At 39.1% G+C, this 25,460-nt stretch carries 21 protein-coding genes and 1 tRNA gene; 4 read left to right on the top strand and 18 right to left on the bottom strand.

All coding sequences use genetic code 11. The features are described 5' to 3' along the window. Positions 1–65: 65 nt before the first annotated feature. The 12 genes from G9H65_RS10300 to G9H65_RS10355 all read right to left on the bottom strand — a co-directional run bounded on the left by G9H65_RS10300 (position 66) and on the right by G9H65_RS10355 (position 12,029). Entirely contained in the window at positions 66–605 is a 540-nt protein-coding gene (locus tag G9H65_RS10300) for a DUF1697 domain-containing protein (protein ID WP_166375264.1), read from the bottom strand. Next, positions 605–1,039, bottom strand: a complete 435-nt coding sequence (locus tag G9H65_RS10305) for a nuclear transport factor 2 family protein (RefSeq protein WP_166375265.1) — start codon at positions 1,037–1,039, stop codon at positions 605–607. The genes G9H65_RS10300 and G9H65_RS10305 overlap by 1 nt, the downstream gene beginning before the upstream one ends. Before the next feature lie 50 nt (positions 1,040–1,089). Beyond that, positions 1,090–2,346: a glutamate-5-semialdehyde dehydrogenase gene (locus tag G9H65_RS10310; protein ID WP_166375266.1), complete on the bottom strand. Its 1,257-nt coding sequence runs from the start codon at positions 2,344–2,346 to the stop codon at positions 1,090–1,092. A gap of 13 nt (positions 2,347–2,359) precedes the next feature. Beyond that, positions 2,360–5,422, bottom strand: coding sequence for a BamA/TamA family outer membrane protein (locus G9H65_RS10315; protein WP_166375267.1), 3,063 nt, complete (start codon positions 5,420–5,422; stop codon positions 2,360–2,362). Between the two features lie 48 nt (positions 5,423–5,470). Continuing rightward, the gene (locus G9H65_RS10320; protein WP_166375268.1) at positions 5,471–6,511 is read right to left on the bottom strand and encodes an NAD(P)/FAD-dependent oxidoreductase; all 1,041 of its coding nucleotides are present in this window, start codon (positions 6,509–6,511) and stop codon (positions 5,471–5,473) included. After that, on the bottom strand, positions 6,498–7,184 hold the full coding sequence (gene cmk / locus G9H65_RS10325; RefSeq protein ID WP_166375269.1) for a (d)CMP kinase: 687 nt from the start codon (positions 7,182–7,184) through the stop codon (positions 6,498–6,500). The genes G9H65_RS10320 and cmk overlap by 14 nt, the downstream gene beginning before the upstream one ends. Continuing rightward, positions 7,177–7,899, bottom strand: a complete 723-nt coding sequence (locus G9H65_RS10330) for an alpha/beta fold hydrolase (protein WP_166375270.1) — start codon at positions 7,897–7,899, stop codon at positions 7,177–7,179. Before G9H65_RS10330 ends, cmk begins: the two co-directional genes overlap by 8 nt. Position 7,900: 1 nt before the next feature. Beyond that, positions 7,901–8,425: a hypothetical protein gene (locus G9H65_RS10335; RefSeq protein WP_166375206.1), complete on the bottom strand. Its 525-nt coding sequence runs from the start codon at positions 8,423–8,425 to the stop codon at positions 7,901–7,903. Between the two features lie 7 nt (positions 8,426–8,432). Next, the gene (clpX, locus tag G9H65_RS10340) at positions 8,433–9,686 is read right to left on the bottom strand and encodes an ATP-dependent Clp protease ATP-binding subunit ClpX (protein WP_166375271.1); all 1,254 of its coding nucleotides are present in this window, start codon (positions 9,684–9,686) and stop codon (positions 8,433–8,435) included. Positions 9,687–9,688: 2 nt separating this feature from the next. Next, a complete protein-coding gene (locus G9H65_RS10345; RefSeq protein ID WP_166375272.1) occupies positions 9,689–10,396 on the bottom strand; it encodes a ClpP family protease in 708 nt (235 codons plus the stop codon). Positions 10,397–10,537: 141 nt separating this feature from the next. Then, positions 10,538–11,878 (bottom strand): trigger factor, encoded by a 1,341-nt coding sequence (locus G9H65_RS10350; protein WP_166375273.1) that lies wholly within the window; start codon positions 11,876–11,878, stop codon positions 10,538–10,540. A gap of 66 nt (positions 11,879–11,944) precedes the next feature. Further along, positions 11,945–12,029: transfer RNA gene (locus G9H65_RS10355), tRNA-Leu, on the bottom strand. A 303-nt stretch (positions 12,030–12,332) separates the two neighbouring features. Between G9H65_RS10355 and G9H65_RS10360 the strand changes: the two genes are divergently transcribed. Then, positions 12,333–14,024, top strand: a complete 1,692-nt coding sequence (locus G9H65_RS10360) for a sodium:solute symporter (RefSeq protein ID WP_166375274.1) — start codon at positions 12,333–12,335, stop codon at positions 14,022–14,024. Here G9H65_RS10360 and G9H65_RS10365 read toward each other — a convergent pair. Both G9H65_RS10365 and G9H65_RS10370 read right to left on the bottom strand, forming a co-directional pair. Further along, a complete protein-coding gene (locus tag G9H65_RS10365) occupies positions 14,008–14,583 on the bottom strand; it encodes a peptidylprolyl isomerase (protein WP_166375275.1) in 576 nt (191 codons plus the stop codon). The two genes, G9H65_RS10360 and G9H65_RS10365, sit on opposite strands and share 17 nt — an antisense overlap. A 48-nt stretch (positions 14,584–14,631) precedes the next feature. Then, positions 14,632–15,843, bottom strand: a complete 1,212-nt coding sequence (locus tag G9H65_RS10370) for an MFS transporter (RefSeq protein WP_166375276.1) — start codon at positions 15,841–15,843, stop codon at positions 14,632–14,634. 270 nt (positions 15,844–16,113) lie between these two features. Between G9H65_RS10370 and G9H65_RS10375 the strand changes: the two genes are divergently transcribed. The 3 genes from G9H65_RS10375 to G9H65_RS10385 are packed head-to-tail and all read left to right on the top strand — an operon-like array spanning position 16,114 to position 19,468. After that, on the top strand, positions 16,114–17,253 hold the full coding sequence (locus G9H65_RS10375) for a Gfo/Idh/MocA family protein (RefSeq protein WP_166375318.1): 1,140 nt from the start codon (positions 16,114–16,116) through the stop codon (positions 17,251–17,253). 11 nt (positions 17,254–17,264) lie between these two features. Continuing rightward, positions 17,265–18,410, top strand: a complete 1,146-nt coding sequence (locus G9H65_RS10380) for a Gfo/Idh/MocA family protein (protein WP_166375277.1) — start codon at positions 17,265–17,267, stop codon at positions 18,408–18,410. 5 nt (positions 18,411–18,415) lie between these two features. Continuing rightward, entirely contained in the window at positions 18,416–19,468 is a 1,053-nt protein-coding gene (locus tag G9H65_RS10385; RefSeq protein ID WP_166375278.1) for a sugar phosphate isomerase/epimerase family protein, read from the top strand. A gap of 244 nt (positions 19,469–19,712) precedes the next feature. Here G9H65_RS10385 and dnaG read toward each other — a convergent pair whose 3' ends face one another. Genes dnaG through G9H65_RS10405 form a run of 4 tightly spaced genes read right to left on the bottom strand, consistent with a single transcriptional unit; the run spans position 19,713 to position 25,456 of the window. Beyond that, positions 19,713–21,677 carry a DNA primase gene (dnaG, locus tag G9H65_RS10390; RefSeq protein WP_166375279.1) on the bottom strand — a complete coding sequence of 655 codons (1,965 nt, stop codon included), beginning with the start codon at positions 21,675–21,677 and terminating at the stop codon, positions 19,713–19,715. Positions 21,678–21,681: 4 nt separating this feature from the next. Continuing rightward, entirely contained in the window at positions 21,682–22,920 is a 1,239-nt protein-coding gene (locus tag G9H65_RS10395; RefSeq protein WP_166375280.1) for a NupC/NupG family nucleoside CNT transporter, read from the bottom strand. Positions 22,921–22,946: 26 nt separating this feature from the next. Further along, on the bottom strand, positions 22,947–25,235 hold the full coding sequence (gene ppk1, locus G9H65_RS10400; RefSeq protein WP_166375281.1) for a polyphosphate kinase 1: 2,289 nt from the start codon (positions 25,233–25,235) through the stop codon (positions 22,947–22,949). 8 nt (positions 25,236–25,243) lie between these two features. Continuing rightward, complete coding sequence (locus G9H65_RS10405; RefSeq protein ID WP_166375207.1) at positions 25,244–25,456, bottom strand: hypothetical protein; 213 nt, start codon at positions 25,454–25,456, stop codon at positions 25,244–25,246. Positions 25,457–25,460 lie beyond the last annotated feature (4 nt).

The following is a 25,460-nucleotide window of genomic DNA, read 5'->3' on the forward strand; positions in this document are numbered from 1 at the left end:
TAATACGGCAGACAATTACCAAGAAACTGATAATTTAATTAGGTGGAGTTTTTTAGCTTTAAAAATCAATAAAGCATATCACGCAAAGTCAACATCGTCTTCCAATTCCGAGTGGTAGCGGAGACCTTAAGTTTATTCTCTAAGAAATTATTGCTCAATTTCGCATTTCCATAGCCCTTAGGAACATACAAATAAACTGCTCGATCAATGAGTTGAAAGGTCTCCTCTTGAAAAGCGAAACTAGCTAGTTTTTCCACGTTTTCGGGCAATGGTAAGGTCGCTAATAAACTCACATACAATTTAGCTTCATCCAGATTGTCATGAGCTATAAAGGGATTGTTGGCAATCACTTGATTCCAAATTGGAACACTAAAGACTTGAATATCTACCTCAAATCCAAATTGATCTAGTATGGCTAAATGTATTCTTTCAGCCATTTCATCCTCGGTTAAATCGTTACTTTGAAATACTACATTCCCGCTTTGGATATAAGTCTGAACAGTTTCAAATCCTAGCGATTCAAACATGGCTTTGAGTTCCACCATTTTGATCATCTTCTGACCAGACACATTAATTCCACGAAGCAATGCGATATAAGTAGTCATTAAAAATTATCATAATACGTGAAATCCTGCACAATCTTCCCATTTTCAATGCGGAAAATAACAGCAATAGGTAATTCAAATTTCTTTTGATCGGCTCCTGTACCCGTGGAAACAAACTCCACAGTCACGTGCTTATCTCCAGATGGATAAACACTCACCACCTGATCATGTACATCAGGAAACTGTTGTTGTAAGCCCGAATATTCCTCCACAAATTGAGCTTTCGACTTTTTAATCACCTTCATCCCCGATGTTGGATCTTTAAACTCGGCAGAGTCGGCATACATCTCCGATAAAGCCTTCCAATCATGCTGATTAAACAAAGTAAAATACTGATTAATTAGCTCCTTATTCTTATCCTCCATGCTAGATGAAGTACTTTGGCAGGCAGTAAAAAACAAGCCAAACAAAAGAAGTATACCCGTTTTTTTCATAGTATATTCATGAGAGAATGTAAATAATCTATTAGTACATTTTCCTTTTTCTACCTCACCTGCCCATTCCCTACCAATACCCACTTTTCGGTCACTAATTTCTCCAAAGCAAAAGGACCTCTTGCATGCAATTTCTGTGTTGAAATACCAATCTCCGCCCCTAATTCAAAGACGCCTCCATCGGTAAACCGTGTAGATGCATTCCAATAAACGGCAGCTGCATCAATGGCCTGCAAAAAGTAATTGGCCTCTGCTGCATCTTCTGAAATAATGGCTTCGGAATGACGAGAAGAATAATTGGATATATGTAGAATAGCCTCTTCGGTACTATCCACAACTTTAATGGAACAAGCAAAATCTAAAAACTCACGACCAAAATCTTCCTCGCTAGCTTCGAATAAAAAAGGATAAGCCTGTGCCTTTAACAAGGCATAAGAACGAGGATCGGCATGAATCTTGACATGGTATTGAATAAAATCATCCTGAATCAAACTCAAAAAACGAGATAATTTACTTGCATGAATGACAATGGTATCCAATGAATTACAAACGGAAGGTCGGGTTACTTTGGCATTAACCACTACCGGTACCGCTTTAGCCAAATCTGCTGTCTCGGCTACGTAAGTATGGCAAACTCCCGCACCTGTCTCAATCGTTGGGACCAATGACTCCCTACGCACACGCTGAATTAAAGCATCAGAGCCTCGTGGTATAATGACATCAATGTACTTGGTTGCCGTCAATAAGGTACTCACATGAGCCCGATCCGTTGGTAAAAGTCGAACTAGATCCTTTGAAAACCCATTCTTTTCCAAGGCTTGGTGAATCAAGGAAACCAAAAAAGAATTGCTGTTCCATGCATCCGTTCCTCCTCGCAATACGGCAGCATTTCCTGAGCGAATACATAAGGCAGCCACATCAATGGTCACATTGGGCCTAGATTCATAAATAACTCCCACCACACCCAAAGGCACGGCCAGCTTCCGTAAATGTAAACCGTTCTTTAACTCTTTTTCCAAAATAACCTGTCCAGAAGGATCAGGCAACAACATGATATCACGTAAACTATCTGCTAAGGACTGGACGCGCTCTTCTGTCAACAACAAACGATCGCGCATGGGATTATTCACATCATAATGAGCTAAATCTTGGGCATTCGCTTGAATAACTCCCAATTTATTTTCTTCCAACAAGAAAGCCAAATCTGATAAAATGGCATTTTTTTGATCACTACTTGCCATGGCCAAAGCGATGGCAGCATTTCGGGTAGCAGCTAAAGAAGCCAAAAGTTCACTCGTATTTTCCATGAATTAATGTAGGCTAAAAATCGTAACCGAATGACAAATAGGTTACTGGTGCTTTAATTTCTTTATTATCCATACCAAAGGCATAATCCAATTTGATGAAATAGCCCAATAAATAGGCTCTAGCTCCCAAACCATATCCAACCAAGAATGGATTCCTGAAATCCGTAACTGTCGCTAAAAATGGATTGGTATTTCCTCCATAAGTATTCGTATTAAATCCATTGGTTCTAGCAAATGGATTTGATCCTGTCCAGGCACTTCCAATATCGGTAAAGCCGGCAAATTGAAAAGAGTTCATGAACCTAGATTTGGAAAAATCTGGCCCCATCAGGGATTTCAAAGGAACACGTAATTCTAAATTCAATAAAATATGACTTTGTCCCGACAATTTATTGACATTAAAACCACGCAAAGGACTAGCTACATCACTCATGAATACATCCCGCTGTGCTATACCTCCAGTCCCCATAGGATTCTCTTTATTTCTGGCTTCACGCTGAATAAACAACCAATTATCCACTCCACCTAACATGGTTTGAGGAGCAGCTGAACCAAGGGCATTGGAAGCTGATAAACGAGCCGCCAATAAGAAACTATTAGAAAGCTTCAAGTAACGACGCATATCCAAACGGATACGACTGAAATTTTGAGCTAAAGCTAAACCTGTCTGATATTCCGCTGAAAGATTCATCCTGAAACCTGTCCGTTGGTTTTCGCCCAAATGCACCGTATTATCAAAAGTATATTCCAATTTGGCACCCGCATAGGTGGCCAAGTTTTCAGGTGTGGCTAGATTGTACTGATCAATGGCTCGATTAGAACTAAAAGATCCGGAAAAACTTAATTTACTTAATAAATTAAATGGATATACACCTTTTACTTCGATGCGGTTGTATCGAACTTTTTGAGAAAAATTCTCATTTTCTTGATCCAAAACCTTTCTGTCGAAACGTACAAACCAATCTACTTTATTCGCCAAATAGCCGTATTCAGCCCATAAGTCGGCATTTCGCAAATTAGAAGTCACAAATATACCTGTCCGAACTAAATGGTTCTCCAAAAGATCATTCATCTTTACCTCAAAAGAATATCCCAAACCTCGGATAGGATCCACCATGAAATTCCCCTCTGATTTGTTGACCACAAAGGAATTTTGATAATCCACTGGACCCATTAATTTACCTGGATCTTTTCGTAATCGTTGACTTTGTTGCCTCAATTCGATCCTGGCTCTACGCTGATCTGCCCGACGAAGCAATGGTTTTTCAAGACTATCTTTGGTAGCTAAGGTAGCAGGATCTACCGAAGAAATTTCATTCACTTGAGGATACCACCGACTTTGACCCGCACTGGCTAATGAGCTTAGCGGATAGGTGCTAATCATTTGAGTGAGCATTTCATTTTGCCGCACTACCAATTGATCTTTGGTCCATTCAGCCGATCTCCATGGACCTGAACGAGCGCCATTTTGATAAAAAGTAGTATCAGACCAGCGCAAACTAATCAAATTGGTCCCGGAAGTTTCTTCGCTTAGAAAGTTCCAAACGCTATCTGAAACTTGTCTAATATTGTGAATATATCCTCGATGTGCAAAAATGCGGTTCGGATTGGATGGATCATCAGCTTTCCAATGGTACATAGAATAAATACCATCCTTCGAAACGTTGGCTTTCCAAGTTGAATCCACATATTTCTCCGTGATATAGGCTACATCATTCCCATTGTTCCACCAATGCGCTTCTATTTCATCATGAGCATCCTGCGTCACAGCAGTGTATCGATTTCGTCTCAAATCATAAATCCCTACATCAACTTGTCCGTTTTTTAATGCCCTAACTAACATCCGCTGGCCATTGGAAGCCATCTCAAAATCTAGGCAATTTAAATCCACTAACTTCTTTTTGCTTTCCACTCGAAGGTTAAACTTATTCGCATTCAAGGCAGAATAGGTTTGTAAATAGGAATTTCCCTCCGCACTATATAGAATGGATAATACATTTGACTTCCCCCAGGACAACAGAGGACCACGGTTCGAAGAAATTCGCTCTGAATCTTTTAAACCCGTCTGAAAAATACTTTGTGATTTTTGATTACCTAAATTCATCAAGTTCACCTGAAATTTTCCTGATTCACCCAGTACATAGGCTAGCCATTTCCCATCCGTACTTACTTTAAAATCACCGAGTAGTTGATCATTTAGCATATCCACAGAAGTCAAATTTTTCAATCCATTCAAGGCAACGGTATTGACCTCTTCCTGTTTTGACTGATTCATGTAATACTCAAACCATTCGCGCAAAAACTTACTAAAAGGCTTTTTGATTGTACTCGAAATACTGGATTGCTCATTCCGAATGATCCGAGTCAAATTCAAAATATTGCTGACTGGCTGCTTTCCATAGGTTTTAACCAAGTAGGCCCAAATTGAATGCCCCAACCAAATGGATTCCTTCCCTTGTGCCAAATTAGGTTTCCGCACTCGATTATTGACAACCACTTGGTACATAAACTGATTCATTTCTGGAGAATCACCCTCGGCAACGTAAGCTGCAATTCCTTCCGAGAACCATTCTGGAACAGAAAGTAATAATGAATTTTGAAGTGCATCTTTGATACTCCCGCCAAAAAGCATATCATTCACATACACTTTAGTAACCTCTCTGATCAGCTCCTTCTTATATTCTGAGGTATTATTTTGAAAGGCTATCTCCACTTTGAATTTGGCAAAGTTTTCCGCCTTAGCTTCTTCAGCATTATCTAAACTAATTCCAGTATTGGATTGTATCCAATCTTGATGGGAGGGATAAACAAATAGTTTGATTTTATTGAATGGACTGTAGCCCAAAATATCCGTGATTCGGGGAAACTCAGATTCTAAAATTTGAATGGTATTTCGAGCTAAAGCTTCATTCTTACCGAAATAATACACTTCAAAGTTTTGGCTGGTAAAAAACTTCCAAACAAATTTTTGATACTGTATTCGGGTTTTATCGAATTTCTTTTGACTTGGATAGAAGTCTTGCCCGGATAGCATGAAGGAAAAAAGCAGCAAAAACAAAAGCAAAAATCTTTTCATCCTGTTTTCAGATTTATAGGCAATTTCAATAAAACCAAATTTAATGATTTATGTGGAAAATAAATGGTAAAATCGACGAATTGATGCTTCGGAATTTATCTGCCCCTCACCTTTCCATTCCGCTAGCCATTGCTGGGCAAAATAAGGGCTCAATGATACTCCTTTAGAACCAAATCCATTAAATATAGCCAAAGGTAATTGGGGATGAAAACCCACCAAAGGCCTACGATCTTGGGTGGCTGGTCTTACACCCGTAGACATTTCTACTTCTTCATAAGAATTTACACCCAATGATGTTAGCTTATTCCTTAAATCCAAGGTTGCTGAAAAACTAGGCTGATTTGAAAAATCATCCCAACGGTAAGTAGCACCTACTTTAAATACGTCATTTCCTAAAGGAAGCAGAAATCCATTTTTATTTAGAATATATTCTTGAGAAGGTTCTTCTGATTTAATTTTCATCAATTCTCCCTTGGCAGGCAAAAAATTCAAATGACCAAAAAATGGATTATGTTTCTGGGCATGAAAACCTTCACAAAAAATAACACAAGCGTAAGCTTGTCCCTGAAAATGAACCTCATCACCAGAAATAGTTAAATCGATGTTTGGGTTAATGACTATTTCCTTGATTAAATTTTTAGACTGAAAATATTGTTTTGAGCTCTTCAGTAAGCATTCCACATCTAACCAACCTGCATTTTTTATCCAAACTCCTTCTTCCTCCCAGCGAAGGTATTCATTGTGAATAGCGCCTTTTCTATCTAAGAGCCATCCTTTCATCTCTTCATTGGCAAAAGGCCTAAACAAGGGCGTGGGATGAAAAAATGAAATATCTAGAGTTTTTTCTAGTGTCCTATAAAATGGGAAAAGGTAGCTGAATAGCTCATCCACTAACCAAGATTTCTCTAATTTTCGCCCAGTAACTGGATTGAAAATCCCTCCCGCCGCATAAGAAGACGTGAAATAAGTATTGGGAGCATCGACTATATTAAAAGCCACATTCGCTTGGTCCAAGGTATGAGCCAGTATGGTTCCTGCCAAACCTTGTCCTACGATTAATACGGGAAGTGTATGCTTATTTATTGGCATGCTGAACACGTCGAACTTGTTCTAAAACAAAAGCAACTTGTTCATCCATGGATTTATAAGAAGTATCTAAATCAATGGCATCGTCGGCACGTTTAAGTGGCCCTTCGCTTCGATTGGAATCAATTTCATCCCGAATTTTCAAATTCTCCACAATTTGTTCTATGGGCAAATCCTCTCCTTTCTGCATCAATTCTAATTTTCTTCTTTGTGCCCTAATCTTGGGGTCAGCTGTCATGAAAATTTTCACTTCGGCATCAGGAAATACTACAGTACCTACGTCTCTTCCATCCATGACTACGCCTTTCTTTTTCCCCATTTTTTGCTGCTGCGCAACCATGGCATGACGCACCGTAGGAATAGCACTTACTTGACTCACAATATCAGAAATGTACATTTTCCGGATTTCATTCTCCACATTTTCGCCATTCAAAAAAGTATCCGAAGCTTGTCTTTCGGGATTAAATTCAAATGTAATATGCACTTCATCCAAGGCTTTTTCAACGGCTTCCAAATTTCCACAATCTACTTGATTGCGCTGAAAATAGAGTGCTACTGCGCGATACATTGCCCCAGTGTCAACAAAGGCATAATGCAACTGTGCTGCCACACGCTTGGCAGTGGTACTTTTTCCACAAGAAGAAAAGCCATCAAGGGCAATAATGATTTTAGACATGAATAGAGTTTAAAAACGAATAAATAGCCAAATATACTTCATTGGGGGCTTCATATGCGGCTTGGTGTCCAACATGGGGTATGCAATTTACTTGATGAATAGAAGACATGGACACCGCTTTTTCCACATCTTCCCAAGGGACTATTGTATCCATTTCCCCATGAATAAATAAAAAAGGAATGGTTGTTGATGCCAATAAGTCCAATCCTGCTGCTCGGTCACGCATGGCAAGCGATGCTGCCACCAAACCTGAAGCAGATAATTCTTGATATCGAATGACTAAGCTTTTAATAAGTTCAGGATTTTGTTGTACAAAGTCCTGTGAAAACAAATTGGGAACAAAAGGCCCAATAAAGGCTCTTGTTCCCATTTTTTGTACAAACTCGATGGTTTTATTACGATTTACTTTTTTCTCTTCTGAGTCTGGCATGGCGGTTGAATTCAACATCACCACAGATTTTACTTGTTGCGGAAATTCTTTGGCTAATGCCAAGGCAACATAACCTCCCATCGAATGCCCAATAAGATGCCAAGAATGATCCTTGGGTAGGTCTAAGGCAATTTTTTGAGCATATTCCGACATATTTTGACAATCCTCCCAGCCTGCATAATCAGGCGAAACAACAGGAAATGGCCACGTATACGCAGGTATGAAATCATCCCAAACACGGTGATCTTCACCAAATCCGTGTAAACAGACGATGATTTCTTTCATATTAAAACGAATGCAAAAGACCTAAGAGTACAAATATCAAACCGATGAAAGCAGAAACTGCTCCAATGGCTCCCAACCCGAAAATGGAAAGAATGATACCGATAATCAACAAAATAACTCCAATTTTCACTTTGGAATCCCAAGATGAAGGACCGGAAGCTTGTTTTTGTTTCTTAGCTTGTGCTTTATACTCCTTGATTTGCGCTTTCAGCTGAGCTTTGAATGCTTTTTTATGTTGAATCAACTCCTTTTTCTCCATGTGTTTCATGGATTTCACTTCCTGGTGTAAAGAATTTAATTCTGTAACTAGTTTCGCTTCTTCGGGCGAATTAGGTACTACAGGAACGATTTCTTCAACCAGTTGATTGGACTGACTAACCAATAGCTTGGGTTCTTCTTCTTTCACAGGGCTAACAATAGCCTTGGTAGCAGGCTGAGCTTGCTTGTAAACAGCAAAATACGCTCCTTGATGTGAACAAGAAGTAATGAATAAAGTTAATGCGAGAACGATTAGAATGTTTTTCATAGATAAATTAGGCTACAACTTTCATTTGATGGAATACTGTTTTTTCGAATTTCAATTTAGCATAAGCTAAGTCCACTTCAAAATTTGAAATGTTTGTTTGAGAAGGAATATCAAACATGGCATCTGTCATGATGGCTTCCATAATCGATCTCAAACCACGCGCACCTAATTTATATTGCATGGCTTGTTCCACCATGTAGGTCAAGGCCTCTTCTGTAAAAGTCAATTGCACCCCTTCCATGTCAAACAATTTTTCATACTGCTTAACAAGCGCATTTTTAGGCTTAGTCAAAATGGCTAATAAGGCCACTTGATCCAATGGATTAAGGTAGGTAATCACGGGCAGACGACCTAATAATTCAGGAATTAAGCCAAATGATTTTAAATCTTGAGCTGTCACGTATTTCATGATTTGATCCTTTTCAAAAGAATCATGGAAAGTGTCATCTCCAGAAAATCCAATAGGACGCGCATTTAAACGCTTAGAAATATGTCGACCGATACCATCAAAAGCACCTCCACAAATGAATAGGATATTCTCAGTGTTCACGGCAATCATTTTTTGATCGGGATGTTTTCTTCCTCCTTGTGGTGGAACATTCACGATGGAACCTTCTAATAATTTCAACAATGCTTGCTGAACCCCCTCGCCTGATACATCACGTGTGATGGATGGGTTATCGGATTTGCGGGCAATTTTGTCGATCTCATCAATGAAAACAATGCCGCATTCTGCTTTGGCCACATCGTAATTAGCTGCTTGCAAAAGGCGAGTCAAAATGGTTTCTACATCTTCCCCTACATATCCTGCTTCCGTAATTACGGTAGCATCAGCTATACAGAAAGGTACTTGAAGTTTTTGAGCCAAGGTACGTGCCAAATAGGTCTTACCTGTTCCCGTTTCGCCTACCATTAGGATATTGGATTTTTCAATTTTCACATCCTGTTCGTGACTAGGCTGCATCAAACGTTTGTAATGGTTATACACCGCTACAGAAAGATGTTTTTTGGCTTCTTCCTGACCGATGACATAAAGATCTAAATGTTCCTTTAAGTCTTTCGGTTTAACTAATTCAAATTGTTGTTTCGAATTCTTTTTGTTGACTACAGGAGCCCCTAATTCTTCTTTAATGACCTCGTAGCCTTGTTGCAAACATTGATCACAAATGTGGCCATCGATACCGGACAATAAAATTCCGACTTCCGACTTGTTACGGCCACAAAATGAGCAATTAATTTGATTCTTTTTGGGATTTGCCATCCTTACACATTACGGGTTAAAATTTCATCAATCAAACCATACTCCTTCGCCTCTGCTGCTTTCATCCAATAATCACGATCGGAATCACGCTCAATTTCTTCAAAAGACTTACCTGAATGCTTGGCCAAGATATCGTATAATTCTTGACGAATTTTAACGATTTCACGAGCTGTGATTTCGATATCACGGCTTTGACCTTGAGCTCCACCAGAAGGTTGGTGTATCATCACACGTGCATGCTCTAAAGCTGAACGTTTTCCTGCAGCACCTCCCGCTAATAATACAGCACCCATGGAGGCCGCTAATGAAGTACATACAGTAGCTACTTCGGGACGGATGTAATTCATGGTATCATAAATACCCAAACCTGCATATACGGATCCACCAGGACTATTGATATACATCACGATGTCCTTTTTGGCATCCGTGGATTCCATAAACAATAATTGAGCCACGATGATGTTGGCCATATAATCATCCACAGGCACACCCATGAAAATAATACGATCCATAATCAATCGTGAAAACACGTCGATCTGAGCAAAACGCATCGGACGCTCCTCAATGATGTATTGGGTCATGTCATCAATACGATGATTCACTTGGCTTCCCATTTGATTCATGTATTGGTCAACCGCTAAACCGTTTAAGCCTTTATGGTGTACCGCATATTTGCGAAACTCGTCTCCTGATAATTCCTTGGGATACATAATTTTTAGTTTAAGATTCAAAATTAAAATAATTGTCGGATTAATTGCGAGCAATTAGCTGGTAAACCAAATTTAGAAATGCTTAGTTCACACAAAACCCCGTAAAAACGGGGTTTTGAAAATTCCAACAAATATCCTGTACTACAAAGCTGCAGCGATTTCTTTGAATTTATCCACATCGATTTTAGAAATCTTGTGTGGGATTTTTTCTACAATGACAGAGGATACTTTATCTGCAAAAGCTTGATTGTATAAATTCATGAAATTGTCAGACTTCGATTTATCGCTCAAATAACCCATGGCTATTTTCTCAATCATTTCTTCGATGCCTGGTTGATCAGCCGACAAATAACCGCCAAATTGTTGACGAACCATGTCTTTTGCTTTTTCTACCACCTCTGCATATTCAACTTTCACTTCAAATTTCTCAGCGATTTCATTTTTGATTAGGTTCCAACGGATATCCTTTTTCACATTATCAAAATCTTGATCAATTTGCTCTGGAGTAAATTTACCTTCATTGATACGTACTAACCAATTACGTAAAAATGCTTCTGGCAAATCAATTTTCACTTGATCTAACAAGGCTTTTTCAGCATCGATACGTAACAAATAATTGGCTTCGCGCTTGTAGTTATCTTGAACAATCTCAATTAATTGCTCACGGAAACTTGCTTCGTCAGTAGCTTTGCCTGCTCCTAATACTTTATCAAAAAATGCTTGATCCAAATTGGCAGGAACCGAACGAGTGATATCTTCTACGACGTAAGAAACCTCACCTGTCAACTCACTTACTTCCTCTTCCTTCTTACCTGTAGCTAATGCCAATGATTTAGCATCATTAAATACTTTATCGATCGCAAATTTCAAGGTACCTCCTACCTTAGCCCCTAAGAAAATCTTTTTCGATTTATCGTTGATGGAATGCAAAGGTATAGCTGATTTCTCTACCCAATCACCTTGAGTGAAAGTTCCAAAAACCAAATCACGGTCTTCAACTGACTCAGGATGAGTCTGCTCTCCAAATTGCTTCTTCAAGTTCTCGATCGTTTCATCAATTTCTTTTTTATCGGCTTTGATTTCGTAAGAATTAACTGTTTTGATTTGATCTAAATCGACAGCAAACTCACCATGGAAACCTAAATCATAATGGAAGGTGAATTCCGTATCTTTTTCCCAGTCGATCGAGTCTGCTTCTTCAACAGCCGGCATTGGCTCGCCAACTAGGTTTAATTTATTTTCTTTGATATAATCACTAACCGCATGACCCAATAAATGATTGATTTCTTCCACTAAAATGGATTGACCTGCCAATTTCTTGATTAATGGCATAGGTACCATACCCGGACGAAAACCTTTGATGCTCGCCTTTTTACGGTAATCTTTTAATTTAGTTTCTACTTTTTCTTGGTAATCAGCAGCTGAAACGACAACAGTCAAACGACCTTCTAAATCATTTGAATGGTTGAGCGAAATATTCATATGGAAGTATTTAAATTTTTAATTAAAAAAAGCCCCCAATACCTTTTGGTCTTGAGGGCTTGCCGATGGTACGGGCGGAGGGACTCGAACCCCCATGCCTCGCGGCGCCAGATCCTAAGTCTGGTATGTCTACCAATTCCACCACGCCCGCTTGCATTTGGAGGTGCAAAGGTAATTAGCAAAATCTAGTATTCCAAAACACTTGGAAAATTTATATTGGGCTCCCTAATTTCGTCTCAATAATCAAAAAAGAAATCGCAAATTTTAACAGCTTTTAAGATTAAATGCGATTATTGTAAGCTTTTCTAAGCTAATTTTAGCAATTCAATTGAACCATGAAACAAGAAACACCGCACCATCACACCAATTGGAAAGTTTGGTATCTATCCATGGGCCTTTTCGTGGTATTGATTATTCTATTTTTTGTGATTTTTAGCGCCATATTCCAATAAACATGCATCTATTAGACTGGATAGTTTTACTATTGACCATTGGAGGAATTGTGCTCTATGGAAGTTGGAAAGGAAGAGAAGCTAAACACTCATTGAAAGGCTTTTTATTAGCTGATCGAGAGCTCCCTTGGTACCACATTCTTTTGTCGGTCATGGCTACTCAGGCATCCGCCATTACCTTTTTATCAGTACCAGGACAAGCCTATACCGATGGTATGCGTTTCGTACAGTTTTATTTGGGATTGCCCATTGCCATGATTGTGCTTTCTGTCACCTTCATTCCTCAATATTATCAACTAAAGATATTTACTGCTTACCAATTCTTGGAAGAACGATTTGATTCCAAAACACGTATTTTAACAAGTTTTCTGTTTCTGATTCCACGGGCTCTTTCTACTGGAGTCACCATTGCAGCGCCATCCATCATACTTTCTACCTTATTAGGATGGGATTTAACCTGGACCAATTGCGTCACTGCGGCCGTGGTAACTTTCTATTGTATTTTTGGTGGATCCAAAACCATTTCCTACACTCAATTATTACAAATGGGTGTAGTATTAGCGGGGATGGTCATTGCTGCCATTTACATCATTCAGGCATTACCTCAAGAAATAGGGATGAAGGAATCCTTGCAACTTGCAGGCAAAATGGGAAAAATCAATTTAATCGATTGGAAATTTGATATCAACAATCGCTATACCATTTGGTCAGGTATCATTGGTGGATTCTTTTTACAGCTTTCTTATTTTGGTACAGATCAAAGCCAAGTCGGTCGTTATTTAACAGGGCATACTGCAAACGAAAGTAAGAAAGGACTCATGCTGAATGGTTTTTTAAAAATCCCGATGCAATTTTTCATCTTGTTGGTCGGAATATTAGTTTTTGTTTTTTACCAATTCAATCAGGCTCCCCTGTTTTTCAACAAAACAACTGAACTGAGCTGGAGTACTGCCAAGGGGCATGAAGCCATAGATCAAGAGAACAAACAAATTTTCAATCAGAAAAAACAGACAGAAAAGGCCTTAATTCAAGCTATTTCGAAAGAAGAAACAGCTAAAATTCCTGTTTTGAAATCTCAAATCATGGATTTGCATGAGCAGCAAGCTAAGGTCAAAGAGAAAGCAGTTGAATTATTGAAATCGCAAAATCTTAAAGCGGAAAGTCAAGATACCAATTATATATTTCTACGATTCATAGTTGATCATTTGCCCATTGGTTTGGTGGGCTTTTTAATTGCCATGATCTTATTGGCCTCCATGGGCTCTATGGCATCCGCTTTTGGTTCCTTGACTTCTACCGTCATGGTGGATATTTACCAAAGATTCATCAATCAGCATGCCAGTAATGAACATTATTGGTGGTCATCCAAATTAGTCACTCTAGCCTGGGGCATTTTTTGCTTGGTAGTAGCTCAATTTGCCGTGAATATGGGTAGCTTGATTGAAGTAGTTAACATATTAGGCTCCTGGTTTTATGGCACCATTTTAGGTGTCTTTCTTTGCGCTTTTTATTTACCTAAAACTCGAGGTTCGCATGTATTTTGGGCTGCCATTATTGCTGAAGCATTTGTGATATATGCTTGGAAAATAGACTTAATGGCTTTTTTGTGGCTGAACGTGCTAGGTTGTGTACTGGTTGTCTCTTTAGCTTTTATATTCCAAGGGATTGGCCAACTAACTAAGGCAAAACCTTAATATCAAATTTGACAGGAATGACGGGTTTTTCGTCGTAGGATTTGGCGTTAAAGATGGAATCAACAACAGCCATTCCTTTGGTGACTTTTCCGAAAACCACGTATTTCTTATAAAAGCGGGCCGCTTGTTCAGTATCGGTGACAATAAAAAATTCAGTTGGCGACGATGCTTGTTCGGGGTTTCCTTCGTCATATCGTGCCATGGCTAAGCTTCCTCGCACAGGTTTTAATGTATCGACGTATTCCGCTGGAACTAAATAATTCAATCGATCACTGTATTCTCCTCCTCCTTGAATTCCGGTAACATAAACGATTCGATAAAAATAGCGGTCTTCAAAATAACCCATTTTCACTAATCGGATAAAATTCAGTCGGTGTAAGGGAGTTCGATCATCCAATTCCATTTCAAAATCCCCAAGTCGTGTTGTGACAAGAACTTTTTTTTCTGTCCATTTATCTGCCCCTTTTTGCAAGGATTCCTTTACATGAACAGGGTCCAAATTCCAATTGGATTGGCAAGAAAACAGACAACATGTAAATAATATAAAGAGTATACGCATAAAAAAAAGGGGGCCTAAAAGCCCCCTAATTTAATTCAAATATCTGGTTTATGCAGAATGGTTAACTTTCTTTCCAAAGAAGTATAATCCAACAAATGCTACTATTAAGATAGCTGGGAAAATCAACATATTAGAAAGAGTCGCTTGTCCAGCAGCTAAATCAGCAGCATCACCTGCTAATCCTGTTGCCTCTGCAGCCACTTTGTTTTCTTGAATCCAAGCACCAATAATAGGCTGGAACATAGAAGAAGAAAACATACCGATACCACCTAAGATCGATAATCCTAAAGCTCCAGTTTGAGGCATCGTCTCACTTACATAGCCTAACATGTTTGGCCAGAAGTAGCAAATACCTAATGCAAAGAATACCGCTGCTACGTATAACATAGAACCGTCCATTGTAGACATCATGTATAAACCGATGACACCAAAGATGGCAGAACCTAAAAGAACACCAACAGTATTTAATTTATGAATGATTGGGCCAGCAAAATAACGACCAACGGCCATTAAACCTGTTACAAGAGCTAAGATTAACATCGGACTAGCACCTGCTTTTGCTAAGATTGGACCAACCCATTGCTGTGGACCAAATTCAGAAATAGCTGTTAAAGCCATACATGCTGCCATGAATAGGTACAATGGATTTAACATTGCTTTGAAACTATCCAACGCATTCTCTGCACCAGCACGAGGCTTAGGGAAAGTTTGACCGTAAAATAATACGGCATAAACAGCAGTAGGGATTAAAATAACCCAAATTTGCGCTTGCCAAGGCATAGACGCATCCGTCATGAATTTAGAGATCAATGAACCTATCACAATACCACCTGGGAACCACATGTGAAAACGATTCAATTTACTGTTGAAATCCAATCCTGAATAAGAATCAGCAATCATCGGATTACAAGCAGCTTCCGTACAACCGTTACCTAAACCAATCAATAAAGTTGAAATCAATAAGGTATCATAACCCGTAGCATAAATAGTTAAAAGGATACCAATGGTATGTGCGATCAAGGCAATTTGCATGATCAATTTGGGTCCAATGGCTGAATAGAAAACCCCACCAAGAATCATGGATATCGGGAAACCTAAAAACCACATTTGATTGATATGTCCTAATTGGACTGTATCTAGGTTTAGCTCTGCTCCTAACTGCGTTAGAATACCTGCTCTTATGCTAAAAGAGAAGGCCGTCGTGATAAGCGCAAAACAGCTAGCATAAAACAGGCGATTTGCATTAATGGTTTGACTCATAGTTGTTTAGATTTAGTTAAAGGGTGAAACAACGTTTTTTCTTGAAAAATTAAAAATTAACATTAGAAAAATCATGTCAAAAAAACGAAAAGATTTTCAAAGTTTCCTATTAAATTGAAAATATTTTTAATATTTCATTAATTCTACAGCGCTTTTGGCTCAAATTAGTATATTTAGAGTCAATTTTTTAAAAAAATCTAAATCAATAAATATATGATTCAGGGAGGATCTTCTACACAGGCTAAAAACCGTCAAGGCAGAAAAATCCGTATGGGGATGATTGGTGGTAGTTTAGAAGCATTTATTGGGGCAGTACATCGCCGTGGTTCCCAATTAGATGGAGAAATCGAGTTAGTATGTGGAGCATTTAGCTCCAGTGCAGAAAAATCGAAGGCAACAGGCGCTGCCTTATATTTAGAACCTAGTCGTGTATACGGATCATACGAAGAAATGATTCTACAGGAAAAGGCCTTGCCGGAAGGTGAGCGAATGGATTTTGTATCCATAGTTACACCCAACCACCTGCATTTTCCAGCGGCCAAAATGGCGCTAGAAAATGGATTTCACGTCGTTTGTGACAAACCTGCCACGTTAAACCTAGACGAGGCTAAGGAATTAAAGAAAGTCATTGAAGCTTCAGGACTTATCTTCGCTTTGACCCATAATTACACGGGATATCCGATGATCAAGGAAGCCAAGCATTTGGTTGATTCGGGTGAATTAGGTGAAATCCGCAAAGTCATTGTAGAATATCCTCAAGGTTGGTTAATCGATCTAGTAGAGGCTACTGGCCAAAAGCAAGCGGCATGGAGAACCGATCCGGCTCGTTGTGGCGCTGCTGGTGCGGTAGGTGATATTGGTACTCATGCTGAAAACTTAGCAGAATATATCACAGGTTTACATATTGATGAATTATGTGCCGATTTAACCATTTTTGTCGATGGCCGTCAATTGGATGATGATGGAAACATTTTGATCCATTATAACAATGGCGCTAGAGGCGTTTTGCATTGCAGTCAGATTTGTAATGGAGAAGAAAACGACTTAAACATCCGTGTTTATGGTTCAAAAGCTGGAATTGTTTGGCACCAAATGGACCCCAATACATTGATTATCAAGTCGAGAGATGGAGGAAGTAGAACTATTCGTACCAATGTGGGAAATCTTTCTGCTCAAGCACAAGCACATACGCGTCAACCAGCTGGACATCCAGAAGGATACGTTGAAACCTTTGCTAATATTTACCGTAATTTTGCTTTTGCCCTTCGTGCTCGTTGGGAAGGCAAAGAACAAGATCCTTTGTACGATTTCCCAGGAATTGACGAAGGAATTAAAGGGATGGCATTCATCGAAAATGTGGTTAGATCATCTAAGGATAATACAAATAAGTGGACCAAATTTGAAATTTAATATAGAACAACATGACAAAAATTAAAGTTGGAATCGTAGGTACAGGCTTTATTGGACCTGCTCATATTGAGGCATTAAGACGATTACCGAATGTAGAAGTAGCTGCACTTTGTGAGGTTACTATTGAATTAGCTGAAGCAAAAGCGAAACAATTGGGAATCCCTCGTTGGTATACTTTCGATGAATTAATGAAACAAGACGACATCGAATGCGTACATATTTGTACACCAAACTTCCTACACTATTCTCAGTCGAAAGCGGCCTTATTAGCTGGCAAACATGTGGTTTGTGAAAAACCATTGGCGAAAGACTTGCATGAAGCGGAAGAATTAGTGGAATTAGCGGCTAAATCTGGCAAAGTGAATGCCGTCCACTTTAATTTACGTTATTATCCTTTGGTACGTCAAATGAAAACCATGCGTGAAAAAGGTGATTTAGGTGAGGTTTACTCGATTATTGGTTCATATTTACAAGATTGGTTGTTTTATGAAACAGATTACAATTGGCGCTTGGAACCAGATAAATCAGGTGATTCTCGTGCGATTGCCGATATTGGATCTCACTTAATGGATATCATTGAATATATCACAGGTTTAAAAACAGTAGAAGTGATGGCCGATTTTAATACGGTACACCCTACACGTAAGAAGCCATTGAAAGCGATTGAAACCTATTCTGGCAAAATGCTTCAACCGGAGGATTATGCGGATGTTAACATCACGACGGAAGATCATGCCAATGTATTATTACGTTTTGACAATGGCAACCGTGGATCGATTACGGTATCTCAAGTTTCGGCTGGACGTAAAAACCAATTGAAATTAGAGATTTCTGGTTCTAAGAAAACCTTTGCTTGGAATTCAGAAGCTCCTAACGAAGTCTGGTTAGGTAATAGAGATCAAGCAAACCAAGTTTTAATGCGTGATCCATCTTTGGCATATCCTGAAGCCTCAGCGATTATGACATTCCCTGGAGGACATAATGAAGGTTTCCCAGATACATCAAAGCAATTATTTAAGGAAGTTTATGCGGCTATTGAGCAAGGAAAACAACCGGAGAAGCCTAGCTATCCAACCTTTGCAGACGGATACCGTGAATTATTAATTTGTGAAAAAATTCTTGAAAGTACCCGCAAGCAAGCGTGGGTTAAAATTTAATAACTATGCAAACCATCAAAGGACCTGCCATCTTTTTAGCCCAATTTTTGGGTGATGTGGCTCCATTTAATACATTAGACGGAATTACTACCTGGGCAGCAGGATTGGGATATAAAGGAGTACAAATTCCATCTTGGGATCCTCGCTGCATTGATTTACAAAAAGCAGCTGAATCAAAAACATATTGTGACGAACTGAAAGGTATGCTGGCTGCAAAAGGCTTGCAAATCACCGAACTTTCTACTCACTTACAAGGCCAATTAGTAGCGGTAAATCCTGCATATGACATCATGTTTGATGGATTTGCTCCAGACTCGGTGAAAGGCAATCCAAAAGCTAGAACAGAATGGGCTGTTCAGCAATTGATGTATGCGGCTAAAGCATCTGAAAACTTAGGTTTGACTGCACACGCTACTTTTTCTGGTGCCTTGATGTGGCATACGGTATATCCTTGGCCACAACGTCCTGCTGGATTAGTTGAGCAAGGTTTTGCCGAATTGGCTCGTCGTTGGACACCTATTTTGAATAAATTTGATGAGAGCGGCGTAGACCTTTGCTATGAAATTCACCCGGGTGAAGACTTGCATGATGGAGTTTCTTATGAAATGTTCTTGGATGCTGTAAAAGGACACAAACGTGCCAATTTATTATATGATCCATCTCACTTTGTATTACAGGCTTTGGATTATAAGCAATACATTGATTTTTACCATGAGCGCATTAAAATGTTCCATGTGAAAGACGCTGAGTTTAACCCAACAGGTAAGCAAGGTGTTTATGGAGGATATCAATCATGGGTAAACCGTGCAGGTAGATTCCGTTCATTAGGAGATGGTCAAGTGGATTTCAAAAGTATCTTCTCTAAATTAACCCAATATGGATATGAAGGTTGGGCTGTTTTAGAATGGGAATGCTGCATTAAAGATCCAGTACAAGGCGCTACGGAAGGTGCGCCATTCATTGCTAACCACATTATCAAAGCCACAGAAAAGGTATTTGATGATTTTGCTGGCGGCGGCGCTGATGAAGAATTCAACAAGCGTGTATTAGGATTATAAGAATATAACTATTCATGCTTTTACCAGCTTTTTGCTTAAACGCTGTCAAGGTTCCAAACCTTGATAGCGTTGTAAAAGCATGAACGATTTCAAAAGGAATAAAATTGTCATATTCCTAGAATTACCAATTAACTGATTTCCTCCGTTAATTATCAATCATAAAAAGTCTATTTTGGAAAAAAAACCCTAGCTTTCGGCAAGGCTGTCAGCGTTTGGAACGCTGCCAGCCTTAGGGAAAAATCAGCTATTTTTCGATCACTGTTCCTAATTCTTGGGAAATATTTTTCTGAATTTCTTTATAGTGAATGAAATCCAATAAAAGTGCATTCATAGCTTCGGCGTCTCCTTGAAATGATTCCATTTTCTCCAATGTCTCATGCAAATGCTGGTCATTATATACTTTGCGTAATCGTAAGACATTTTTAAAGGCTAAATCCTCTAACATTTCATCTTCCAGCTTGACACGAATATCATGCTTATCCTTCCAAACATCCGACAAACTATGTTTGCCCGCACTGATATCAATGGCAAACTTTTGAATATCTTCATTCTGATGATGCAAATAAAACTCTGGAGCAGGAAAGCGATGCTGGTTAAACTCCGCTTTACATATTTCCAATATCTCTTCGAATAGCGGGGTCTGAAAATGCGTCCCTTCCAACTCTTCAATCAAATACTGCATCAATGTAACCCCTGGAGCCTTGGATGGGCTAATTTCCAAATGACCAAAACTGACCAATAATCGTATACATTCCGACTCTTGGTAATAGGCTAAATTAGTTTGAGTTTCAGTAGACATTTGGCCCGTAGGCTCCATGATTTCTTGAATCTCCTGCCAAGTTTGATTGGAAATAGATTCAGAAACGTTAGCCCCTGCCCCACCTCTTTGCTTCAGATTTTTTAAATGGATTTTATTTAATTCCGCGATCAATACATCTTCGTCCAAACGCATCAAGGATGCCGTTTTTTGAACAAATAAACTACGCTGAATCGCATCTGGAATCTTGGAGATACTTTGAACCATCTCCTTGATTAATTCTGCTCGCTTGAAAGGATCATCACCCGCTTCTTTCAAAAACAAATTAGCCTGAAATGAAATAATATCCTTAGATTCTGATTTGATGTATTCCAAAAATGCTTCAAATCCCACTTTCCTGACAAAACTATCTGGGTCCTGACCTTCTGGAAACACCACTAAATTAACCTGCAACCCTTCTTCCAAAATTAAATCCATCCCTCGCAAAGCCGCCTTAATCCCAGCGGAATCACCATCATATAAAACGGTTACATGCTGAGTAAATCGACCGATCAATCGGATTTGTTCCACTGTCAAGGAAGTTCCTGAAGAGGCCACCACATTCTTTATTCCTGCTTGATGTAAGGAGATAACGTCCGTATATCCCTCTACCAAGTAACAAATGTCCTTAGCCCGAATTTCATTTTTAGCCTGCGAAATACCATACAAGGTGGCCGATTTATGGTAAACCTCTGTCTCAGGAGAATTCAGGTATTTAGCCTGATTTTTGGCATCCGATTTTAAAATTCGAGCACCAAAGGCAATCACTTTTCCTGCTACACTATGAATGGGAAAGATGACGCGATTTCGAAATCGATCATACACTTTACCTTCTTCATTTTTTTGGGTTACCAAGCCGGCTTTTTCAATGATCTCCTGACTGAAACCTTGCTTAATAGCCGTTTTATAAAAAATATCCCAAGATTCCGGACTATATCCTAAGTCAAAGGTTTGTAAAGTTGTATCTGAAAATCCTCGTTCTTTGAAATAAGGAATGGCAATGGATTTACCTTCCTCTGACTCAACTAACTGCTTTTTGAAAAACTCTTTGGCATATTCCAAAATGATCAATAAACTCTCACGCTCATTCTGTCGAACGATTTGATCATCTGTTAATTCTTCTTCCTGAATATCTATGCCATATTTTTTGGCCAAATGCCGTAATGCCTCACCATATCCCAAACCCTCAATATCCATGATGAACCGGACAGAATCCCCAGCCTTACCACAACCAAAACATTTGTAGATTCCCTTACTTGGCGAAATGGAAAAAGAAGGAGTCTTTTCCCCGTGAAATGGACAGCATGCCCAATAGTTGGCACCTTTCTTCTTCACCGTCACATAATCTCCCACCACGTCCGCTACTGCGGCCGCTTGTTTGATTCGTTCAACGGTTTCAGGATCAATGCGCATGCAATTACAATAATAAACCCGCTAAAGTGGCTGATAAATAACTCGCTAATGTTCCTGCGATTAAGGCTTTAAATCCTAATTTGGCTAAATCACTACGACGAGAAGGTGCTAATTCCCCTATACCTCCAATTTGGATGGCCACGGAACTAAAATTAGCAAATCCGCACAAGGCAAAGCTCGTAATGGCGACAGTTTTAGGATCTAATGTGTCTTTCACCTTCATCATATCTAAATAGGCTACAAACTCATTCACTACCATCTTTTTACCCATCAAGGCTCCTGCTACTTCGATATCAACAGAAGGAACACCCATAGCGAAGGCAAAAACGGAAAAGACCTTGCCTAATAGTAAATTCATCGAAAGCGTAGGCATACCAATCCAATTTCCAAGATGGCCCAATCCTAAATCAACCAATGCAATCAAAGCAATGAAACCAATTAACATCGCAATTACATTCAAACCTACTTTTAATCCTTCGCTAGCACCTGCAGCAATGGCATCCACCAAATTGGCGTGTGATTTTTGTTTTTCTAATTTAACGGCACCTTCTGTTTCTGATTTCTCCGTTTCTGGAAATATAATTTTAGAAATTACCAATGCTCCAGGTGCGGCCATTAAACTAGCAGCTAATAAATAAGCCGCAGGAACTCCCAAAGAAATATAAACCGCCATAACACCGCCCGCTATACAAGCAAAACTCCCCGTCATGGAAGCCATCAACTCACTGTTTGTCATGTTTTTCAAATAAGGCTTAATCATGATCTGAGCCTCTACTTGTCCTACAAAAGTGGATGCCACATTAGACAGCGCCTCCGCGCCACTAACGCCCATCAACCAGTGAACCACCTTTCCGATGGCTGCTACGACACGCTGCAAGATCCCCAAGTGGTAAAACATATTCACTAAAACCGCCACAAAAATGATGGTTGGAACTACCTTAAAAAAGAAGATATAATCATTGCCAGAACCAAAAGCACGTGACATCAAGTCGCGATTTACCAAGGATCCAAACACAAATTGTGCTCCTTTATCTGCTTGACCTAATAAGGTATTTATCGAATCGCCTAACCATTGGAATATAGCTTGCCCTGTATCTGTTTTAAGAATAAATACGGCTAAAAATATTTGTAATAGTAAACCCACCCCTACGGTTCGGTAATTAATCGCTTTGCGGTTGTTTGACATTAAAAAAGCAACTCCCAGGATTAATACAATCCCCAATAGCCCCGTAAATCTTTCCATAATACTATATTGATGTTCGTGTATGCCTAACTTTTACTTTCCAAAGTAACGGTAAATTGATCAAATGGCAATTGACTAACCAAATCATCTTCTTTTATTTCATAAAATGCCTGATGTATATTAAATGGCTCATTGCTCTCTACCTTCCAATAGGAGCCGTCTTCTTGCATTTCGTAGGAATTTACGGTATCTCTCAAATTCCACAATAAAATGGTAATAGCCATGTTTTTTGCTCTAGGATTAACCAATTCAAACAAAGATTCAATTCGACGGTCAAAACTACGCACCATAACATCAGCAGAACCTCCGTACACCTTTGGCTCTCCTCCATTGTGAAAATAGAAAATACGGGTATGTTCTAAATAATTCCCTACAATGGATTTGATGTAAATATTTTCCGACAAACCTTTTCTTTGAGGTCGCAAACAACAAATCCCACGAACGATTAACAATACAGGAACTCCTGTTTGAGAAGCTTCGTACAACAATTCCATGGTTTGAGTATCCTGCAAAGAATTGAGCTTCAAACAGATACCTGAAGGCAAACCATTTTGGTGGTTTTCCATTTCTGTTCGAATCATTTCTAACAATCGATTTCGCATATCGCGGGGAGCCGTAATCAAATGCTCATAATGAGTCGGCATGGAATGCCCTGTGATAACATTAAAAAACTCCGAAATATCTTGGGTAATGCGGCTATCCGTTGTTAATAATCCAATATCCGTATACAATTTGGCAGTATCTTCATTGTAATTACCGGAAGAAAGATGAGCATAGCTCATCACATAATTTCCTTCATTACGAATCACTTGCAATAATTTGGTATGCGTTTTTAAACCTGGAATACCGTAAATCACAAAGCATCCTGCTTTTTGCAACTTAGTCGCTTCACGGATATTATTTTCTTCATCAAAACGAGCCTTTACCTCAAACAATACCGAAACGTGTTTGCCTTGTTCAGCTGCCCGCAATAAAGCGTGTGAAATGCGGGAATTTTTTGAAATACGATACAACGTTATTTTGATCGCTAATACATGCGGATCATCAGCAGCTTGATCAAGCAATTGAACAACAGGATCAAAATTATTATAGGGGTGATGTAGTAAAATATCACCTCTTTTCATCGTCTCAAAAATGTCATCAATCTTCACCGACTTAAGTCCTAAAGCAGGGACTACAGGAGGATTCGATGCCATTTTCCCCTTAAATTCGGGGTGTTTGACAATCTGCCAAAAGGCAGTAAAATCTAAAATGGAGGACTTAATGAAAATATCTGATTTCTCTAATGACCAGCGCTTTAGCATTTCTTCTAACAAGAACTCGGAATGCTCTTTCTCCACCTCTACGCGCGTTACACGCCCTAAACGACGATCTTTGATTTTCTTTTTTATCTCGTCGACGAAATCAATTTCGGCATCTTCATGTTCCACCACATCAAAATCCCCGTTTCTGGTAATCCGGAATAAGGTAGTCGATTCGATCTCCACATTTCGATATAAAACTTGTAGATGGTGACGGATCAATTGTTCAATAGGCAAGAAAAGCACTTTGTCATCTCGTTCAATCACATAGAAACGGGCCAAATTCAAAGGAATTTGAACAAAAGAAATCTTTTTATCTTTTTCTGACTTATGCTTTCCGTGGGCTCTTTTATCTGAGGCACCAATGGTCACTACCCCAAAAATCAAAGTTTTAGCCAATAAACTGGGAAAAGTATGTGTATGGTCAAAGACCATAGGTGTTAACATGGGGTAAATGGTACGGTGGAAATACGTTTCCACTTCTTGCATTTCCTCCGATGTTAAATCGTCTAAATTGGCCAGTAACAAACCATTCTCAGGAAAAAGCGGAAGAATTTCTTCGACAAATAAGCGGTGTTTCTCCTGGCTAAATTCTTGAGCAGAAGCAATCAAGGTTTGCTTGAATGGTATTTCTCTCAAACCAGAATAATCTGTCCTCTCTTTTCCAAAATCGATATAATTGTACAAAGACCCAATGCGAATCGTAAAAAATTCATCCAAATTAGATGCCGTAATAGCCAAGAATTTCAATCGATCAAATAAGGTTCGTTGATCATCTCTAGCCTGATCTAATACGCGTTCATCAAACTTTAACCAAGACAAATCCCTAGAAATAAATTTAGATTTAGCAATGATGTCTTTCGACTTTTGCATGGCCTTCTCTATTTTCCTCGAAGAATCCTTAGGGGCGACCAAATTGATCTTCCAATTCTTAGGCTTTAGTAATGACAAAAGATTCCCTGTGGAGGAATCTTTTGTCTTGCTATGTTGGGATGTTTTATTCGAATGATCCATTGTTATATTTAGGCATTTGAACGCTTAATTGCTTCATAATCTGAACCCAATCGACCCACTTCATGTAGGAGGTATCGTTGAAGCTCAATATTAAAAACCTTCTTTTCCTCCTCATCTAAGCTCGCATAATAGTCCTTCAATTCTTGATTGATGGCTTTTTTCTCCGCATCGTCGGCCGCATTAATGGCTCTGACATGATATGATTTAAAATCAAACTGCATGCTT

The sequence above is a fragment of the Aquirufa ecclesiirivi genome, assembly GCF_011250515.1.
Lineage (GTDB): Bacteria > Bacteroidota > Bacteroidia > Cytophagales > Spirosomataceae > Aquirufa > Aquirufa ecclesiirivi.

What these genes read in the sequence shown, in the direction of transcription:
- G9H65_RS10300 (WP_166375264.1), bottom strand. Translation starts at nt 605, where the DNA reads ATGACTACTTATATCGCATTGCTTCGTGGAATTAATGTGTCTGGTCAG.
- G9H65_RS10305 (WP_166375265.1), bottom strand. Translation starts at nt 1,039, where the DNA reads ATGAAAAAAACGGGTATACTTCTTTTGTTTGGCTTGTTTTTTACTGCC.
- G9H65_RS10310 (WP_166375266.1), bottom strand. Translation starts at nt 2,346, where the DNA reads ATGGAAAATACGAGTGAACTTTTGGCTTCTTTAGCTGCTACCCGAAAT.
- G9H65_RS10315 (WP_166375267.1), bottom strand. Translation starts at nt 5,422, where the DNA reads ATGAAAAGATTTTTGCTTTTGTTTTTGCTGCTTTTTTCCTTCATGCTA.
- G9H65_RS10320 (WP_166375268.1), bottom strand. Translation starts at nt 6,511, where the DNA reads ATGCCAATAAATAAGCATACACTTCCCGTATTAATCGTAGGACAAGGT.
- cmk (WP_166375269.1), bottom strand. Translation starts at nt 7,184, where the DNA reads ATGTCTAAAATCATTATTGCCCTTGATGGCTTTTCTTCTTGTGGAAAA.
- G9H65_RS10330 (WP_166375270.1), bottom strand. Translation starts at nt 7,899, where the DNA reads ATGAAAGAAATCATCGTCTGTTTACACGGATTTGGTGAAGATCACCGT.
- G9H65_RS10335 (WP_166375206.1), bottom strand. Translation starts at nt 8,425, where the DNA reads ATGAAAAACATTCTAATCGTTCTCGCATTAACTTTATTCATTACTTCT.
- clpX (WP_166375271.1), bottom strand. Translation starts at nt 9,686, where the DNA reads ATGGCAAATCCCAAAAAGAATCAAATTAATTGCTCATTTTGTGGCCGT.
- G9H65_RS10345 (WP_166375272.1), bottom strand. Translation starts at nt 10,396, where the DNA reads ATGTATCCCAAGGAATTATCAGGAGACGAGTTTCGCAAATATGCGGTA.
- G9H65_RS10350 (WP_166375273.1), bottom strand. Translation starts at nt 11,878, where the DNA reads ATGAATATTTCGCTCAACCATTCAAATGATTTAGAAGGTCGTTTGACT.
- G9H65_RS10360 (WP_166375274.1), top strand. Translation starts at nt 12,333, where the DNA reads ATGCATCTATTAGACTGGATAGTTTTACTATTGACCATTGGAGGAATT.
- G9H65_RS10365 (WP_166375275.1), bottom strand. Translation starts at nt 14,583, where the DNA reads ATGCGTATACTCTTTATATTATTTACATGTTGTCTGTTTTCTTGCCAA.
- G9H65_RS10370 (WP_166375276.1), bottom strand. Translation starts at nt 15,843, where the DNA reads ATGAGTCAAACCATTAATGCAAATCGCCTGTTTTATGCTAGCTGTTTT.
- G9H65_RS10375 (WP_166375318.1), top strand. Translation starts at nt 16,114, where the DNA reads ATGGGGATGATTGGTGGTAGTTTAGAAGCATTTATTGGGGCAGTACAT.
- G9H65_RS10380 (WP_166375277.1), top strand. Translation starts at nt 17,265, where the DNA reads ATGACAAAAATTAAAGTTGGAATCGTAGGTACAGGCTTTATTGGACCT.
- G9H65_RS10385 (WP_166375278.1), top strand. Translation starts at nt 18,416, where the DNA reads ATGCAAACCATCAAAGGACCTGCCATCTTTTTAGCCCAATTTTTGGGT.
- dnaG (WP_166375279.1), bottom strand. Translation starts at nt 21,677, where the DNA reads ATGCGCATTGATCCTGAAACCGTTGAACGAATCAAACAAGCGGCCGCA.
- G9H65_RS10395 (WP_166375280.1), bottom strand. Translation starts at nt 22,920, where the DNA reads ATGGAAAGATTTACGGGGCTATTGGGGATTGTATTAATCCTGGGAGTT.
- ppk1 (WP_166375281.1), bottom strand. Translation starts at nt 25,235, where the DNA reads ATGGATCATTCGAATAAAACATCCCAACATAGCAAGACAAAAGATTCC.
- G9H65_RS10405 (WP_166375207.1), bottom strand. Translation starts at nt 25,456, where the DNA reads ATGCAGTTTGATTTTAAATCATATCATGTCAGAGCCATTAATGCGGCC.